The 15,676-nt window shown below is 51.0% G+C and carries 17 protein-coding genes; 12 read left to right on the top strand and 5 right to left on the bottom strand.

Annotated elements, in window-relative coordinates; all coding sequences use genetic code 11:
• The first annotated feature begins 14 nt into the window (after positions 1–14).
• A complete protein-coding gene (ku, locus tag NWF35_RS04935) occupies positions 15–809 on the top strand; it encodes a non-homologous end joining protein Ku (RefSeq protein WP_301237976.1) in 795 nt (264 codons plus the stop codon).
• Positions 810–813: 4 nt separating this feature from the next.
• Here the strand turns inward: ku and NWF35_RS04930 are convergent, their stop codons facing one another.
• Complete coding sequence (locus NWF35_RS04930) at positions 814–1,143, bottom strand: hypothetical protein (protein WP_301237975.1); 330 nt, start codon at positions 1,141–1,143, stop codon at positions 814–816.
• A gap of 113 nt (positions 1,144–1,256) precedes the next feature.
• On the opposite strand from NWF35_RS04930, the gene NWF35_RS04925 reads away from it, so the two are divergent.
• A complete protein-coding gene (locus NWF35_RS04925; RefSeq protein WP_301237974.1) occupies positions 1,257–1,544 on the top strand; it encodes an Mpo1-like protein in 288 nt (95 codons plus the stop codon).
• 217 nt (positions 1,545–1,761) lie between these two features.
• The gene (locus NWF35_RS04920) at positions 1,762–2,679 is read left to right on the top strand and encodes an ATP-dependent DNA ligase (RefSeq protein ID WP_301237973.1); all 918 of its coding nucleotides are present in this window, start codon (positions 1,762–1,764) and stop codon (positions 2,677–2,679) included.
• A 525-nt stretch (positions 2,680–3,204) separates the two neighbouring features.
• Here NWF35_RS04920 and NWF35_RS04915 read toward each other — a convergent pair.
• Positions 3,205–3,546, bottom strand: a complete 342-nt coding sequence (locus NWF35_RS04915; protein WP_301237972.1) for a hypothetical protein — start codon at positions 3,544–3,546, stop codon at positions 3,205–3,207.
• Between the two features lie 112 nt (positions 3,547–3,658).
• On the opposite strand from NWF35_RS04915, the gene ligD reads away from it, so the two are divergent.
• Both ligD and NWF35_RS04905 read left to right on the top strand, forming a co-directional pair.
• Positions 3,659–4,561, top strand: coding sequence for a non-homologous end-joining DNA ligase (gene ligD, locus NWF35_RS04910; RefSeq protein WP_301237971.1), 903 nt, complete (start codon positions 3,659–3,661; stop codon positions 4,559–4,561).
• A gap of 112 nt (positions 4,562–4,673) precedes the next feature.
• Positions 4,674–5,933: an amidohydrolase gene (locus tag NWF35_RS04905; protein WP_301237996.1), complete on the top strand. Its 1,260-nt coding sequence runs from the start codon at positions 4,674–4,676 to the stop codon at positions 5,931–5,933.
• Positions 5,934–6,012: 79 nt separating this feature from the next.
• Here NWF35_RS04905 and NWF35_RS04900 read toward each other — a convergent pair whose 3' ends face one another.
• Positions 6,013–6,207 carry a hypothetical protein gene (locus NWF35_RS04900; protein ID WP_205494821.1) on the bottom strand — a complete coding sequence of 65 codons (195 nt, stop codon included), beginning with the start codon at positions 6,205–6,207 and terminating at the stop codon, positions 6,013–6,015.
• 179 nt (positions 6,208–6,386) lie between these two features.
• Here NWF35_RS04900 and NWF35_RS04895 point away from each other — a divergent pair, with 179 nt between their 5' ends.
• The 6 genes from NWF35_RS04895 (at position 6,387) to NWF35_RS04870 (ending at position 12,624) form a co-directional block, all read left to right on the top strand.
• Positions 6,387–7,034, top strand: coding sequence for a hypothetical protein (locus tag NWF35_RS04895; RefSeq protein ID WP_301237970.1), 648 nt, complete (start codon positions 6,387–6,389; stop codon positions 7,032–7,034).
• Positions 7,035–7,150: 116 nt separating this feature from the next.
• Positions 7,151–7,681 (top strand): hypothetical protein, encoded by a 531-nt coding sequence (locus NWF35_RS04890; RefSeq protein WP_301237969.1) that lies wholly within the window; start codon positions 7,151–7,153, stop codon positions 7,679–7,681.
• Entirely contained in the window at positions 7,674–9,176 is a 1,503-nt protein-coding gene (locus NWF35_RS04885) for an AAA family ATPase (RefSeq protein ID WP_301237968.1), read from the top strand. The genes NWF35_RS04890 and NWF35_RS04885 overlap by 8 nt, the downstream gene beginning before the upstream one ends.
• 18 nt (positions 9,177–9,194) lie before the next feature.
• Positions 9,195–10,085: a 3-hydroxyacyl-CoA dehydrogenase family protein gene (locus NWF35_RS04880; protein ID WP_301237967.1), complete on the top strand. Its 891-nt coding sequence runs from the start codon at positions 9,195–9,197 to the stop codon at positions 10,083–10,085.
• Positions 10,082–11,281 carry an acetate/propionate family kinase gene (locus tag NWF35_RS04875; protein WP_301237966.1) on the top strand — a complete coding sequence of 400 codons (1,200 nt, stop codon included), beginning with the start codon at positions 10,082–10,084 and terminating at the stop codon, positions 11,279–11,281. Before NWF35_RS04880 ends, NWF35_RS04875 begins: the two co-directional genes overlap by 4 nt.
• A 161-nt stretch (positions 11,282–11,442) precedes the next feature.
• On the top strand, positions 11,443–12,624 hold the full coding sequence (locus tag NWF35_RS04870) for a pyridoxal phosphate-dependent aminotransferase (RefSeq protein WP_301237965.1): 1,182 nt from the start codon (positions 11,443–11,445) through the stop codon (positions 12,622–12,624).
• 52 nt (positions 12,625–12,676) lie between these two features.
• Here NWF35_RS04870 and NWF35_RS04865 read toward each other — a convergent pair whose 3' ends face one another.
• Positions 12,677–13,858 (bottom strand): glycosyl hydrolase family 18 protein, encoded by a 1,182-nt coding sequence (locus NWF35_RS04865; protein WP_301237964.1) that lies wholly within the window; start codon positions 13,856–13,858, stop codon positions 12,677–12,679.
• A 258-nt stretch (positions 13,859–14,116) separates the two neighbouring features.
• Here NWF35_RS04865 and NWF35_RS04860 point away from each other — a divergent pair, with 258 nt between their 5' ends.
• A complete protein-coding gene (locus NWF35_RS04860) occupies positions 14,117–14,578 on the top strand; it encodes a DUF1259 domain-containing protein (protein ID WP_301237963.1) in 462 nt (153 codons plus the stop codon).
• Positions 14,579–14,754: 176 nt separating this feature from the next.
• Here the strand turns inward: NWF35_RS04860 and lexA are convergent, their stop codons facing one another.
• Entirely contained in the window at positions 14,755–15,384 is a 630-nt protein-coding gene (lexA, locus tag NWF35_RS04855) for a transcriptional repressor LexA (protein WP_301237962.1), read from the bottom strand.
• Positions 15,385–15,676: the final 292 nt, after the last annotated feature.

The raw sequence follows: 15,676 nt of genomic DNA, 5'->3' as shown, positions 1-15,676 counted from the left end.
TGGAGGGATACGCCATGCATACCATATGGAAAGGTGCGATCAGTTTCGGCTTGGTCAATATTCCGGTCAAGATGTATGCGGCCACCGAAGAGAAAAAGATACCGTTTCGCCTGTTGCACAAGAAATGCCGAACACCATTGCAATATACCCGGACCTGCCCTTATTGCCAAGAGGAAGTACCGTGGGCCGATGTCGTGAAAGGGGTAGAATATGCGGACGGTAAATACGTATTGATGGAAAAAGATGAATTGGAGGCGATCGCACCGGAAAACCGCAAGTCGATCGAAATCCTCGACTTTGTGGATTTGAGGGAAATCGATCCGATCTTCTTCGACCGCACCTATTATTTGGGGCCGGGAGATACCGGGGAACGGGCTTACACTCTGCTTAGGGAAGCGATGGAACAGACAGGGAAAATCGGTGTGGCGCAGATCACGATTCGTTCCAAGCAAAGCTTGGCGGTCGTCAGGGTGTATCAGAACTGTCTGGTGATGGAAACGATCTTTTATCCCGATGAAGTTCGTTCTGCGACATTGGTGCCGGGGGTTCCACAAGAGACGGCATTGCCGGAAAAAGAGATGGAGATGGCGCGCCAGCTGATCGAAAGCTTGTCCACACCGTTTGATCCCGGAAAATATCGCGACGATTACCGTGAAGCATTAAAAGAAGCGATCGATAAGAAAATCCGCGGCGAAGAAATTGTGGAAGCACCGGAAGCTGAACCGGAAAAAGTGGTCGATCTGATGGAAGCGCTCAAGGCGAGCATCGATGCGGCTCAAAAAAGAAAGAAGGCGGCCGGAACAGAATGAGTTCTCACGGTTTCGGCCGCTCTTGTTTGTCCCAGTACCGCATATAGGTTTTCTCGCCGGTGGGAATAGCCTCCAGCAACCGACCGTAGCGGTCGTAGCGATACTCCACCTTCTCATACGTTTCAATCCGCCAGTCTCCATGTTGTTTGGCACCTTCAAACCGATCTTGCACCTCCACCCGTTCACCCGGTAAGACGGGAACGGTGGTGGTGGGCGCGGTGGCCGGCAGGGACACTTGCCCCCTCGCCCAAAGCAGGGCACCCAACATCACGTTAACCGCCAATGCGGTGAAGATAACGGACTGCATCAAGATTTGTTTGATTCCCGGTTTCATGGCCGCCTCCATTTTGAACTCCGCTTTTATTTATCTATATGGGACAACAGGGACGTTTTAGAAGGGAGTTTGTTCGAACAAAGCGAAAACGGTAGATGGGAGGTGTTTGGTGCATGCGTTTATCTGAATTATTGGAGAAATACAAACAGGACCACCAACATCCAATCAACCAATTGACGCACGCGTTCGGCATCCCGATGATCGTAATCTCGATTCCACTGGTGTTTGTTCAATGGAAAACCGCCCTCATCCTTTTCGTGGCGGGATGGATTTTGCAGTTTATCGGTCATGCATTTGAAGGAAAGAAACCTTCCTTTTTCAGCAATCCCCGCTTTTTATTGATCGGACCGTACTGGTTGGCAAAAAAGTGGGCGCAGTGGTTTAAAAAGAGCGGTTCATAATCGATGGTTCCGTAACTGATCTCGATCTACTCAGCGCCCTGAAAGAAAGCAGGTCAAGGCCGCGGGCAAAGTAAAGGAAGTTGCCCGCGGCCTGCGTTTTCCAGATCGATACTCGGTTGCGATGAAGTTGTGGGCCACCCGGGAAAAGTAGCTCCTTTACCAAGAGGGATGGCTTACATTTGGATTGGGGGAGACTAAGCCACGGAGGGAGCACAAGATGAGACTGCCCGCAATTCAACCGATGGAGCCTGTATTGCAAGAGACGATTCCCGAAAGCGACCGGTACTGGTACCAAGTCAAATGGGACGGTGTTCGGTTGCTGGCCTGCAGAGACGAATCCGGGTGGTGGTTGTATAACCGAAAGCAAAACGAGCGGACTCACACATATCCCGACCTGCTGGCGGAGTTGACGTTACTGGAATGTGAAAGCGTGTTGCTCGACGGGGAAGTGGTGGCGCTCGAAGGCGGTCGTCCTGATTTTTTCCGGGTGTTGAAGCGGGACTTGGGATCTCCGGCCAACCAGTCCCGGTTAAAGGATCGCATTCCGGTGTATTATATGATATTTGATTTGTTGTTCGCCGACGGACGTTGGTGGACTGATCGTCCTCTCTATGAACGTTACGAACGGCTGACCCGGCTGATTCCTTCCGGATTGAAGAGAATCCATGTCTGCGACAATTACGAAAACGGTACGGCTCTGTTTGAGACCATGAAGGAGAAAGAAATGGAAGGGATTGTCATCAAGGAACGCGAGGGTGTATATCATGTGGGGCAGAAACATCCTACATGGCAAAAGGTGAAGCATTTTCGTGAGATGCGGGCGGCGGTGATCGGGGCGACTCTGCGGCAAGGACGGGTAAATGCGCTGCTATTGGGGGAACCGGCAGGTGCTCCCGAACGGTATATCGGCAAAGCGGCTACCGGATTGAATCAACGGGAGCTTACCATTTTAACGCAATCTCTTCCCCAATTGCGCATGTCCAAACCGCCGATTGCTGTCGTCCCGAGTTTTCCGTCAACGGAAACAGTCGTCTGGTTACAGCCCCTCTTGACCGTTCATATACGGTTCCTATCTTGGACACCGGATGGAACATTGCGTTCTCCTGTCATCAAAGGGTTCCCCTTGCCACCTTAAATAAAAAAGCCCGCTTGTCGCGAGGGTGGACTCCCCGCCAAAGTGGGCAAAAGGGATCGGATGATCAGCAAGGGTAGGGGTAAGAAGGGTAAGGGTATGTCGGATAAGTCTGACTGTAGTAAGGGGGGTAGTACGGATAGGGATGCTGGTAGTAGGGGGGATAGTACGGGTGATAAGGGGGACAATAAGGATAGCGATAATGTTGTGTCTGAGAGGACGAGCTCTCGCCACTCGAAAAAACGGGGCCTTGGCTAATGGCTGGATACGAATGACCCAAATAACCAGGATATCCGTATAAATTTTCCGGATTGTAGCTATAGGCGGGGTAACCGTATTCGTTTTCATTCCGGGTGGCTTTGCTCTTCACTTGAGGGGTCTTTTTCTTTGGGGTCTTTTCTTCTTTAGCCATCGGACGATCCTCCTCAAAGTTGTGCAGGCGCATTCCCAATGTATGTTTTGGCCGGATATTATTACGGCACGATCTGATTCGGAAGCGACATTGGACAATCAATTACCGTTTCAACGTTACCAGAACGGGAACGGACGGAAGAACGGGAAACCGAAGAACGGGAAACCGAAGAACGGGAAACCGAAGAACGGGAATAGGTTCACTTGTGCGTTCGGATCCCCTGGGGCTGTCTCCTCTATACCGTACTCGTATGTTTCGTAATCATAAGGATAAAAATCGTCTCCCGTAAGATAAAAATCATCTCCCGTAACAGGATACTCGCTAGTGGTGGGATACGGATATTCCAGACCGTAGTCATAAGTGGGGTAGTCGAATTCTTTTTCGTTCAAGGCGGTTTCTTCAGCTTTGCTTTTCACTTGGACGGTCTTTTTCTTTGGGGCTTTCTCTTCTTTTGCCATCTGATATTCCTCCTCTTCTTTCTTAAATCGTGCAGGTACATTCCCAATGTATGTAAGAATGGGACATTTGGACGTTTGTCCCGCAAAAATGGGCGCAGGAAGTGATGTCGCCATGGGTGTGAAAGAGACACGCGCGATTCGTGTGGAAGGAAAAGAGCTGACGATTTCCAATCCGGACAAGATGATGTATCCCGAGGACGGCATCACTAAATGGTCGTATCTGTTGCACTTGACGCGATTGGCACCGTGGATGTTGCCCCATTGCCGTGGAAGATGGTTGACGACGATCCGTTTTCCGGACGGGGTGCATGGCAAATCGTTTTATCAGAAAAATGTACCGTCGCACGCTCCCAAATGGGTGCGCACTGCTGTTTGGAACGAAGTAGAATACATACTCTTGGAAGATACAGCCACGTTAGCGTGGCTGGCCAATTTGGCCTGCTTGGAGTTTCACCTTTCGTTCGATCGAGTGGACGCTCCGGACATACCGCCTGAACTCGTATTTGACCTGGATCCGTCCGCCCCGCCGTTTGAAAAAGTGGTGGAAGTGGCGCTTTACACCAAAGAAGCATTGGACGGTATGGGACTGTCGTCATATGTCAAAACGTCCGGAGCGACAGGGCTGCAGGTATACGTACCGATCCGTCGCCAATACACTTTTGATGATACACGCAGGGTAAGCCGGTTTATCGCGATGTATCTCGCCCAAAAATATCCGCGTTTGATCACGATCGAGCGGACGGTGAAAAACAGGGGTGACAAGGTTTATTTCGATTACTTGCAGCACTGGCGCGGCAAATCTCTGATCGCCCCTTATTCGCCCCGCGCGCGAAATGGTGCACCGGTATCCACTCCGCTGACATGGGAAGAATTGAAAAAGGGCGCCCGCCCAGAACAGTTTACGCTGGCTACCATTCATGGGCGTTTAGCGGAAAAAGGGGATCTGTTCGCCAGGTTGCTCGCAGAAGATTCGCGGCACGATCTGACGGATATTCTGAAATGGATCCCCAAGTAAGCCCTCTTGTGTCTCCGCGCTATTTCGGTTATCGTGGTTTCTGACTGGCAATTCATGTGTGGGGAGGCGTTCATTTTTGAAACGTTTGTTTATCCATGCAACCATACTGACCATGAAGGACGGGGAAAAACCACTGACCAATGCCGCGTTGGCGGTGGAAAACGACCGGATTACATACGTCGGTTCCGTTCCGGAAGATCGTTCCGTTTACGATGAAGTGATCGACATGAGCGGACATGCGATATTACCCGGATGGGTCAACACTCACGGTCACGCCGCCATGTCGCTGTTGCGCGGATACGGAGACGATCTGCCGCTGAAGACGTGGTTAGAGGAGAAAATGTGGCCGATGGAGGCGCGATTCGGTCCCGAACAGGTCCGTTGGGGAACGGCGCTGACAGTTTTGGAGATGATCAAGGGTGGTACGACGTGTTTCCTCGATATGTATGATCACATGGATCAAGTGGCCGAAGTCGTAGCGGAAGCAGGGATCCGGGCTCGTCTGTGCCGTGGTGCGATCGGACTCTGTTCGGAAGAGGAACAGGTGGCCAAATGGAAAGAAGCTGTCCAGTTCGCCCGGAATTGGCACAATCAAGCGGACGGTCGGATCACGACGATGATGGCTCCGCATGCTCCGTATACCTGTTCGCCCGACTTTATTCGGAGGTTTGTGGAAAGTGCCGCAGAGTACCAACTGCCCATTCATACGCACATGTCGGAGACGGCCGCCGAAGTCCAACAAAACGTGGATCAGTATGGCGTTCGTCCGGTGGAGCACCTGGATAAACTAGGCGTGTTCGACTTGCCATGTCTGGTGGCTCACGCGGTTCATCTGACCGATGACGAGATCGCATTGTTGGCGGAAAAAGACGTCAAGGTCTCCCATAACCCGGGAAGCAACCTCAAACTGGGCAGCGGCATCGCGCCGATCCCCAAAATGCTGGCGCACGGGATGCGACCGTCATTGGGAACGGACGGACCGGCCAGCAACAACAATGTGGACATGCTGGAAGAAATCCGTCTGGCCGCGCTGATCCACAAAGGAGCCAATGAGGACCCGTTGGCGGTAACGGCCGATGTAGCTCTTCGCATGGGGACCATCTACGGCGCGGAAGCCTTATTCCTCGACTCGGAAATCGGCACATTGGAGCCGGGGAAAAAAGCGGACTTCATCACGGTGGCACTCCACCAAGCTCATTTGCAGCCGTTGCACGATGTGGAGTCCCATTTAGCATATGCGGCCGTCAGTACCGATGTACGGGACGTTTATGTTGACGGACGGCCAATTATGAAGGATCGCGAGTGTCTGACATTGGACGAAGAACGGATCATCTACGAGGCCAATCGGGCTTTTCAGGCGATTGCTCCTTAAGAAAAAACCTGCCCGGTGAGGGCAGGTAAATATTGGGGAGAGGTATAGGCAGGAGAAATGTAGTCAAACTAGGTACTGATCAAGATTTTACATCGATGTCCAATGTGAACCGTAAGGGGATCTCCTCCTCTTCAGTCCGCCAACGCCGTTTGCGGGCGGAAGGGGAGGCCCACGATTCTGCATGCATCACCGTCTGAATCCGGTCCCATTCTTCGTCGGACAGATGGGATTTCAGCACCTCCAAAATCCAACCGGAGGAAAGGGAAGCGGTCATGATGCTCACCTCCTCGGGCAAGAATAGTATCACCCGAGACAGAGTCATTATGTCTAACACATTTTGTACGTATGCCCATATGCCCGTAATATCCGGGCATTTTCTTTTGTCTTGAGTCGTGAACCGTTGGTTGTCAACATACAATGGAATGATACCAACGGCAAAGGGGGACTACTGGCATGCGACGGCTTTCTTTCCTTTTCCTCCTGATTCTCCTGGCCGCTTGTTCTCATGCAGCGCCCGACGCTTCCTCCAAACAATCCGTGGAAGTCCGGGCGGCGAAGGATTGGCAGTCCGTTGTCGGGAAACAATTGGCACAAAAAGAATATGCATTCCAGCTCACAGTAAAAGGCAGCGGGGAAACCGTTACCATGAACGGTGAACAATCGGGTCAAGACTGGGCTATGAAAAACGAGGGAAAACAAATCCGGGTGTTCAAAAAAGGGGATCAAATCCATTTGTCCCGGTCGGGCACGCAGGAAACGGCTACACCTAGACAACTGGGTTTGATGTCTCCGCGCGATCACCTGCTTTGGATGCAGCATGTAGGGGGGCGGGTGGAACGAATCGGAATGGTCAAGTGGCAGGGGAAGCGGGCTATTGTGCTTCAGAAAGATCTGAATGAACGCCAAGTAGGCAAGATACTCAGCAAATGGATGGGGACACCATCAAGCGATTTTGCAGAGATCATCGGACACCAATTCGATGTGCGGTACCGGTTGTGGTATTTGCCGAAAAACCATACACTGGAGCAGATGGTGGCCGAGATTCGTTCCGAAGGTCAACTACGACAGACTATTTGCTATGTGTTTCACCCGATGCGATAAGACGGCGGATTTCCGCCGTTTTTTTGTTTTTCCAGGGATTCCTTCCATCAAGCCATATATATTTTATGATATACTGATTGTGATCAACAGAATCGTAGAGAGGAGGCGTGACACCCATGAAAACGCGCGTTATAGCTGCGATTCTCAGCTTGGTTGTCACGCTGGTCTTGTTGTTTGGCGGTTATTTTGTTTATCAGTGGTGGGCGTTGAAAAAACCGATCGAGGCGATGCTGACACACGAACCCCATTTTCAATTGGTTGAATTGCGCATCGAACCCGATCGTGTATGGATAAAAGCAAACACGGATGCTGCTTTTTCTTTCACAGATCAGTTTCCAGATTTGAACAAACGTGTCAAAAACATGGCCGGAGAACGTGCGGTAACTATTCAGTTGGTAGACAAGCCGGATCCGGTGTTGAACCGGGCTTGGAATCAGATGGTTTTCGGCATTGAGGAAGGATTGGTGAACACGCGATATTCGCAAATTCCGAAATCGGTGGATACGGTGGCCAAATCGATGCAGATCCGTTACGATATTACGATGGACGATCAGTTCCTCTACGTGGAGCTGCATCGTGGGCCGCATACCCTTTACCGCGTTCTCCCGTTGCATAAATCGAATTCCGGGGTGAAGGATAATGGGTAAAGCGATTGCCTTCGGTTCCGCCTCCGCGATGATCGTGTTTCTTTTGACCTTGGGATACAGTATCTTGCCGTTGGTCACGTTGTTGGCCATTGGCACGGGCGCATATCTTCTTGCGCAATCGCGTGGCAGCGGGTTTGCTCTGGGCCGAAAAAAGTTGGTTCAGAGCAAAGCATCGGTGCCTACGACGTCGTTCGATAATATCGGTGGTCACGATCGTGCCAAGAAAGAACTGAAGGAAGCGCTGGACTTCCTGATCCACCGTGACCAGATTTCGCAATACGGCATTCGCCCCATCAAGGGGATTTTGTTGTCCGGTCCGCCGGGCACAGGGAAAACCTTAATGGCGAAGGCAGCGGCTCACTATACCGATTCGGTGTTCGTCTCGGCGTCCGGGAGCGAATTTGTGGAGATGTATGTCGGGGTGGGCGCCCAACGGATGCGTGAATTGTTCCAAGAAGTGCGGACGTTAGCCAAACGGAATCAAAAAACCAGCGGTATTATTTTTATTGACGAAATTGATGCCATAGGTGGACATCGGGAAGGGTCACAACACCGTGAGTACGATCAGACGCTCAACCAGTTGCTCACGGAAATGGACGGCATTACGACGGATCAAGACATCCGCATTCTCGTGATCGCGGCCACCAACCGGAAGGATATGCTGGACCCGGCATTGCTGCGGCCGGGGCGGTTCGATCGGCAGATCGAAGTGGATCTGCCCGATAAAAAAGCTCGTCTGCACATCCTCCAGTTGCACACGAAAAACAAGCCGCTGGCCGAAGATGTGAGCCTGGAACGTCTGGCTGTGGAGACATTCGGATTTTCCGGTGCACAGTTGGAGAGTGTCACCAACGAGGCGGCGATTTATGCGATGCGGGAGAGCAGTCCGGAAATCACCCAACGTCATTTGTCCGCTGCGATCGACAAAGTGATGATGGGAGAAAAAACGGACCGGGAAGCGACGCAAGAAGAGCGCGAGCGTGTGGCGATACACGAGTTGGGGCACGCCATCATCTCGGAGTTGGTCCGGCCCGGTTCCGTTTCGCAAGTGGCCTTGTCCCCACGGGGGCAGGCGCTGGGGTATGTGCGCCAGCATCCGGGTGAAGACCGGTATCTGTACACACGGAAGCAGATCGAAGACCAGATCAAGATTTGTCTCGCGGGTGCGGCCGCCGAAGAGCTGATTTACGGCAACCGCAGCACCGGCGCACGCAATGATTACCAGCAAGCCAACCAGTACACCCGGACCTTGATCGAAACCGGTCTTTCTGATCTCGGCATCATCGATCCGGATTGGATCAACAAGGAAAAAATGCAGGACGAGTCGACCCGGATTTTGAATGCACTGCAAAAAGAAACGTATGATCTGCTGGCCCAGTACCGCAAACTGTTTGACGCATGTCTGCAGGTGTTGCTGCAGGAAGAAACGCTCTCTGGAGATCAATTCCGCAAGATGATGAAGGATGCGGTACCAGTAGAGGCCAAGATCGGGTAGAAGGGAAGGAGATGTGCCTTGTCATCGATTCATGAAATCGCAGTGATCGGTGGTGGCACGATGGGGCAGGGGATTGCCGAACTGTTGTCCAAAAAAGGGTTTGAGGTGACACTGTTGGAGCAGTCCCCTGAACACGCCGAACAAGCCCGCCATCATATCGAGATCAGTTTGGACAAGCAGCTGGCCAAATGGGGGATTACGGCTGCCGAGAAAAAGGGAATCCTCTCCCGAATTCGGTTCACGACGGACTTTGAATCACTAAAAAATGCCGATTTGGTCATCGAATCGGTCTATGAAGATCTGAATGTGAAAAAAGATGTGTTTGTACAATGTGACCGGATTTGCCGGCCGGAAGTAATCCTGGCCAGCAATACATCCACTTTGAGTTTGACGGAAATCGCCGCTGCGACTCAACGGCCCGATCGTGTGATCGGCCTTCATTTTGTTCATCCGGTGGCCAAAGTGGACGTAGTGGAGATTATCCGTGGACTCAAAACGTCGCATGAAACGTTTGAGACCATTCGCGAATGGGTCAAGGGGATGGACCTGGTCGGAATCGAGGTATATGAGTCGCCTGGGTTTGTCACGACCAGGCTGAGTATGCTGCTCATCAACGAAGCCATCCATACCCTGATGGAAGGGGTGGCATCCGCCGAGGAGATTGATCTGGCGATGAAGCGGGGATACAAATTCCCTATGGGCCCGCTCGAAATGGCCGATCACTTTGGATTGGATTCCGTGCTCGCAGCCATGGAACGTCTGTTTCGTGAGTACGGCGACACCAAATACCGGCCGGCGCCGTTGCTCAAAAAGATGGTGCGCGCCGGGCAACTCGGTGTCAAAACGGGGGAAGGCTTTTTCCGCTACAACGAAGATGGAGAACGGTTGGATAGGAAGGATGTCCGATGAAGGTTCTGGTGATCAATTGCGGGAGTTCATCCATTAAATATCAGTTGTTTGAGATGAAGGATGAATCGGTTCTGGCCAATGGCTTGGTCGAACGGATCGGTACGGACAGCGCGATTTTAACGCATCGTGTAACCGGCCGAGATGAGTGGGTGGAAACAGCGGAGATCTTGGATCACAGTGAGGGATTGAACAAAGTACTCTCTTTGTTGACCGATCCACAAAAAGGAGTAATCCAAAGTGTTGAGGAGGTTGCCGCTGTTGGCCACCGCGTGGTGCACGGCGGCGAATCCTTTTCTGAATCCGTCATTATTGATGACGAAGTCATCCGTGAGATCCGGCGCAACGTGGATTTGGCACCGCTGCACAATCCGCCTAACTTGCTCGGGATCGAAGCGGCACGCCAACATCTGCCCCATGCTCAACATGTGGCGGTATTTGATACCGCATTCCATCAAACGATGCCGGACTACGCGTTTATGTACCCGCTTCCTCGGGTGCTGTATCAGAAGTATAAGATCCGCCGGTATGGTTTCCACGGTACATCCCATAAATACGTGACCTTGCGCGCGGCGGAAGTGTTGGGGCGTCCGTTGGAAGAGCTGAAGCTCATTTCTTGCCACATCGGCAACGGAGCCAGTCTCGCGGCCGTTCAACACGGAAAATCCGTGGATACCACCATGGGGATGACCCCGTTGGAAGGGTTGATGATGGGAACACGTTGTGGCAGCATTGACCCGGCCATCGTTCCGTTCGTGATGGCCAAGGAAGAGTTGACGCTGGCTGAAGTCAGTTCCATGATGAACAAACACAGCGGTCTTTTGGGTGTGTCGGGACTGTCCGGCGATATGCGCGAAATCACTGAAGCGATGTTTGAAGGTAACGATCATGCCCGTCTTGCGTTGGATATGTATACATATCGCCTGCGCAAGGCGATTGGGGCTTATGCCGCGGCCATGGACGGTGTGGATGCCATTATTTTCACGGCCGGTGTCGGGGAAAATGCCTCGCTCGTACGCGAACGCGTCTGTGAGGGATTGTCCTTCCTCGGTGTTGAGTTGGATCGGGAGAAAAACGCCGAACGCTCCAAACAGGAGCGGATTATCAGCACGGAAAGCTCTCGGGTGGCTGTGTTGGTCATCCCGACCGACGAAGAATTGATGATCGCGCGTGAGACCAAAAATCTGGTGGAACAGTAACGTTTACCAAAGCGAGCCTTTTTGGAAAAAGGCTCGCTTTCGTACAATCCACCACCGAGGGTTCTCCAGTTTGGACCTCCGGTCAATGGTTGACGATTGATGTACATCGACAGTTGCAGTACAATATGGAGCAAACCAGGGGATTTGGAGGAGGAGGAACCATGAAACTTTCTGAGCGGGCTCAGCAACTGACCCCTTCGTCCACGCTGGCCATTACCGCTAAAGCGAAAGAACTGAGACAACAAGGACACGACGTGATCGGCCTCGGTGCTGGCGAGCCGGACTTCAACACGCCGGAACACATATTAAAGGCTGCTGAAGAAGCTATGCGTGCGGGGCACACGAAATACACGGCTTCCGGTGGGATTCCCGAGCTGAAAAAAGCCATTGCTGACAAGTTTCGTCAAGACAATGGATTGAATTACGAACCGGATCAGATTGTGGTGACAGTCGGTGCCAAGCATGCACTGTACAACTTGTTTCAGGTCATGTTGGATCCCGGTGACGAAGTGATCATCCCGGCTCCGTACTGGGTCAGCTACATTGAGCAGGTGAAGCTGGCCGGAGGTGTCCCGGTGATCGTGGAAGGTTCGGAGGAACAACGGTTCAAAGTCACTCCAGAGCAGCTGCGTGCCGCAATTACGGATCGGACACGTGCATTTCTGATCAACAGCCCGTCCAATCCGACCGGGATGGTCTATACGGAGGAGGAACTGCGGGCACTCGGGGAAGTGTGCCTTGAGCATGATGTAGCGATTATCTCCGACGAAATTTATCAACACCTGATTTACGGTGAAGAAAAACATGTGAGCATCGCCAGTCTGGGGCCGGACTTCTACCGGAATACCATTGTCATCAACGGCGTATCCAAAACCTACTCGATGACCGGTTGGCGGATCGGTTATGCCGCTGGAGATGCTCGTATTATCAAGGCGATGACGGGATTGGCCAGCCACAGCACCTCCAACCCCACCTCCATCGCTCAATATGCGGCAATTGCCGCATTGACCGGTACACAGGAACCGGTGGATACGATGCGGGCCGCCTTCAAGGAACGCCGCGATTTCGTAGTGAAACGTCTGTCCGAGATCCCCGGGTTCCGGATCTTGCCGCCGCAAGGGGCATTTTATGCGTTCGTCAATGTGCGGACGGCCATTGATGCTTCACCTTTCGAGAATGTGGATGCATGGGTGAAAGCTCTGTTGGACGAAGAAAAAGTGGCTGTCGTCCCCGGTTCAGCTTTTGGATCTCCCGATCATATCCGCATTTCGTACGCGACTTCCATGAATCAATTGGAAAAAGCGCTTGACCGAATTCAACGTTTCGTTGAAAAGTATCAATAAGCAAAAAAACAGCCCGCCGATCATACTCGGCAGGCTGTTTTTCATTTTGGACTCAATACTTTCGGATGTTGAAGTTATCTCGAAGCAGGGACCAGTTCCTAGGAAAATCCTCGCCCAAAAGCCAATAGCCGATCCCCCGTAGTCGATACTCCTTGATCAAGTTGAACTTGGCTTGGGCACTCTGTGTGTTTTCAAACCAGACCACATGTTTTTTTCCACGTTGATCCGTGTAGAAAAAGTACGGAGCTTGATCTCGGTTATTGTATTGGATTTTCAGCGACTTCATGTAAGCGAAAGTCTCAGCTTCCTGTGGCGACACCCGTTTAGCAGGTGGGCCGCCTTTTTTATATGGAAGTATCCAGTCATAACCGTAAAGGGGAGCGCCCATGATAATCTTTTCTCGAGGGATCTTAGAAACAGCATAATTCACGACTTTGCGAACCTGAGGGATCGGAGAGACTGCCATCGGAGGTCCGCCAGTCCAACCCCATTCATAGGTCATCAGAATGACGAAATCCGCTATTTTGCCATGGAAGGCATAATCATGGGCACCATGCCAAGGGCCTGCCTGGTTGTCACTCGATTTTGGGGCCAGAGCGGTGGATACCAGAAATCCTTCTTTTTTGACCTGTGGCAACAGAGTCGCCAAAAAGCCATTGTACAGCTGCCGATCTTTTTCACGGATATGTTCAAAGTCTACGTTAAGGGCACGGTAACCTTTTTGCTTCATGACACGGATTACGTTATGAATCAGCCGTCGAGAAGCCATGGGATCGGTAAAGATCCGGTGAGCGATATCCGGCTGGAAATTTCCTGATGCAAAATTGGTGATCACTAACATCGGGGCAGCATGGTTCCGCTTGGTAGCTGCCAAAGGAGAGGCATCATTTAAAGGAATCAAGTCTCCATTAGGTTGAACACGGTAACTGAAAAAACCGATGTAAGTCAAATTTCGTGCAGCCTCATTGACATCGGAAACGGCTTGTGCGGGGTTTACCGGTTCCAAAAAGCCGATGGACTCAATGTGGGGTTTGGCTGCGTTGGTGGGGAGATTGTTTTCCCCTCTTTTATCAGGGAGTACCCTGCCTCTGCTTTTCATTGGTACTGTTTCCGGATGAGCATTCCAATAGCTAAGCTGCTTGGGACGAGGATTTACATCTTGGCTTTGTTTGGCTGTGTTGCATCCCGCCAATAGTAGGACCAATGCGATGAAGATCATATACACTTTTTTCATCTGTATCACCCATTTTGGTTTGTTCGAATATCATGCTTTTCTTATTCTCGTCTTTTTATGCATGGTTTCTGGCATGATGTTGGGGTGTGTGTTTGTATACTCCAGGGCGTTTACCCATCTTGTCATGCCATGTTGGGGAGGATATCGGCAATAAAACCCTTCAGATCACGAAAGTCCCAAAATAGAAAAATATCTGGTTTTGAATAACTGACACACACATGGTTAGGATAAACGTCAAACAAAATGAAGGTGGTCTACGTGAAGAAAATATTTATTATTTTGATATCTTGTTTTTTGATCGTCTCTCTTCCTATGCATTTGGTCTATGGCAATGAGAAAACTGGATGCAAAGTCCTTGAACAAATTTTTGGTACTAAAGCAAAAGCAGAAAAAGGGGTTTGTAAGGTAGAAATTCCGCGTAATATCCCTATTACTTTCAGGGGGATCAAACTCTCACCAGAAACAATGGAATTGGAGTTTATCGCTACATTTGAACAAACAAATGGGAAAACAGTGGTGACGGGTGAGTTTTCTCTACTTGAAAGCGAAGTTACTCCTGTATTGGATACGTTACGTAAAGGAAACCTAGAGATTTCTGCAATACACAATCACTGGATTTATGAAAAACCACGCATCATTTATTTGCATTTCCAGGGAGTCGGAGATATGAGGAATCTTGCCCAGACAGTGAAAGCAGCTATTCAAACGACCAAATCGTAGTCAGCTGAGCCATTGTTTTACAAACTTACTTCATTTCATCCGCTTCGAAACGGACCACAGCGCGGGCAAGCATCGAAATTGGGGTAAAAACTTGAGGCTGTATCCGAATCCATAAACAAACCCAGCGGTATTAACGCTGGGTTTGTCTCAATAGTCTTAGCCTCTGCTTTGACCTCTCAATGAATTTCCCGGAATACCCCGATTACTTTCCCCAAAATACTGACACTTGTCAGGCGAATCGGTTCCATCTCATCGTTTTCCGGTTGCAGGCGGATATGATCCTTTTCTTTATAGAACCGTTTTACGGTGGCTTCCCCGTCTTGGGTCATCGCCACGACGATATCCCCGTTTTCGGCGGTGTTCTGCTGACGCACCACCACATGGTCACCATCAAGAATGCCGGCGTTGATCATACTGTTTCCGTGAACGGACAAGACAAACGCCCGTTCTGCATTGCCAACCAGGCGACGAGGGAGAGGGAGGTATTCTTCCACATTTTCGATGGCAGTGATGGGTTCCCCCGCGGTGACTTTCCCGACCAGTGGTACCAATACGGTATCAGAGGAGCGTACCGTGTCCTCCAGATCCCTGCGATCCAAAAGTTCGATTGCCCTCGGTTTGGTGGGATCGCGTCGGATAAACCCCTTCTTTTCCAAACGGGCAAGATGACCGTGTACCGTCGAGCTGGATGCCAAGCCGACTGCTTCCCCGATTTCGCGAACAGACGGCGGATAGCCCCTCTCTTTGACCGATTTCTTTATGTAGTCCAAAATTGCCTTTTGCCGCGAGGAGAGTCGCGTTGTCATCACCCTCAACTCCTAGTCGATGATGTTTCCATTTTCTCCAGTATACACGAAACTGCTCCAAAGAACAAACATCAGTTCCCCGGAATGTGTGTTCCGGAGAACAAATTATCGTCAATTTGCACCTCCACCACTTACTTGCGTCCCTTTTGGCAATCTCTTTGGTGAGCAGCAAGACGGTACTGGGGTATCCGTCATGCTATGGGGACCGCGGAGATAGGGGCTCGGCGTTTTTTTCTTTCTGATCTATTTATTATTCATTTATTATTGTGGTTACAAATAACATTTCAGATGA

The organism is Polycladomyces subterraneus (assembly GCF_030433435.1).
GTDB classification, from domain to species: domain Bacteria; phylum Bacillota; class Bacilli; order Thermoactinomycetales; family JIR-001; genus Polycladomyces; species Polycladomyces subterraneus.
The sequence above is the reverse complement of the archived record's forward strand: the minus strand, read 5'-3'. Positions and strand labels throughout refer to the sequence as shown.

Coding starts and splice junctions, on each gene's coding strand:
- ku (WP_301237976.1), top strand. CDS start 15: ATGCATACCATATGGAAAGGTGCGATCAGTTTCGGCTTGGTCAATATT.
- NWF35_RS04930 (WP_301237975.1), bottom strand. CDS start 1,143: ATGAAACCGGGAATCAAACAAATCTTGATGCAGTCCGTTATCTTCACC.
- NWF35_RS04925 (WP_301237974.1), top strand. CDS start 1,257: ATGCGTTTATCTGAATTATTGGAGAAATACAAACAGGACCACCAACAT.
- NWF35_RS04920 (WP_301237973.1), top strand. CDS start 1,762: ATGAGACTGCCCGCAATTCAACCGATGGAGCCTGTATTGCAAGAGACG.
- NWF35_RS04915 (WP_301237972.1), bottom strand. CDS start 3,546: ATGGCAAAAGAAGAGAAAGCCCCAAAGAAAAAGACCGTCCAAGTGAAA.
- ligD (WP_301237971.1), top strand. CDS start 3,659: ATGGGTGTGAAAGAGACACGCGCGATTCGTGTGGAAGGAAAAGAGCTG.
- NWF35_RS04905 (WP_301237996.1), top strand. CDS start 4,674: ATGAAGGACGGGGAAAAACCACTGACCAATGCCGCGTTGGCGGTGGAA.
- NWF35_RS04900 (WP_205494821.1), bottom strand. CDS start 6,207: ATGACCGCTTCCCTTTCCTCCGGTTGGATTTTGGAGGTGCTGAAATCC.
- NWF35_RS04895 (WP_301237970.1), top strand. CDS start 6,387: ATGCGACGGCTTTCTTTCCTTTTCCTCCTGATTCTCCTGGCCGCTTGT.
- NWF35_RS04890 (WP_301237969.1), top strand. CDS start 7,151: ATGAAAACGCGCGTTATAGCTGCGATTCTCAGCTTGGTTGTCACGCTG.
- NWF35_RS04885 (WP_301237968.1), top strand. CDS start 7,674: ATGGGTAAAGCGATTGCCTTCGGTTCCGCCTCCGCGATGATCGTGTTT.
- NWF35_RS04875 (WP_301237966.1), top strand. CDS start 10,082: ATGAAGGTTCTGGTGATCAATTGCGGGAGTTCATCCATTAAATATCAG.
- NWF35_RS04870 (WP_301237965.1), top strand. CDS start 11,443: ATGAAACTTTCTGAGCGGGCTCAGCAACTGACCCCTTCGTCCACGCTG.
- NWF35_RS04865 (WP_301237964.1), bottom strand. CDS start 13,858: ATGAAAAAAGTGTATATGATCTTCATCGCATTGGTCCTACTATTGGCG.
- lexA (WP_301237962.1), bottom strand. CDS start 15,384: ATGACAACGCGACTCTCCTCGCGGCAAAAGGCAATTTTGGACTACATA.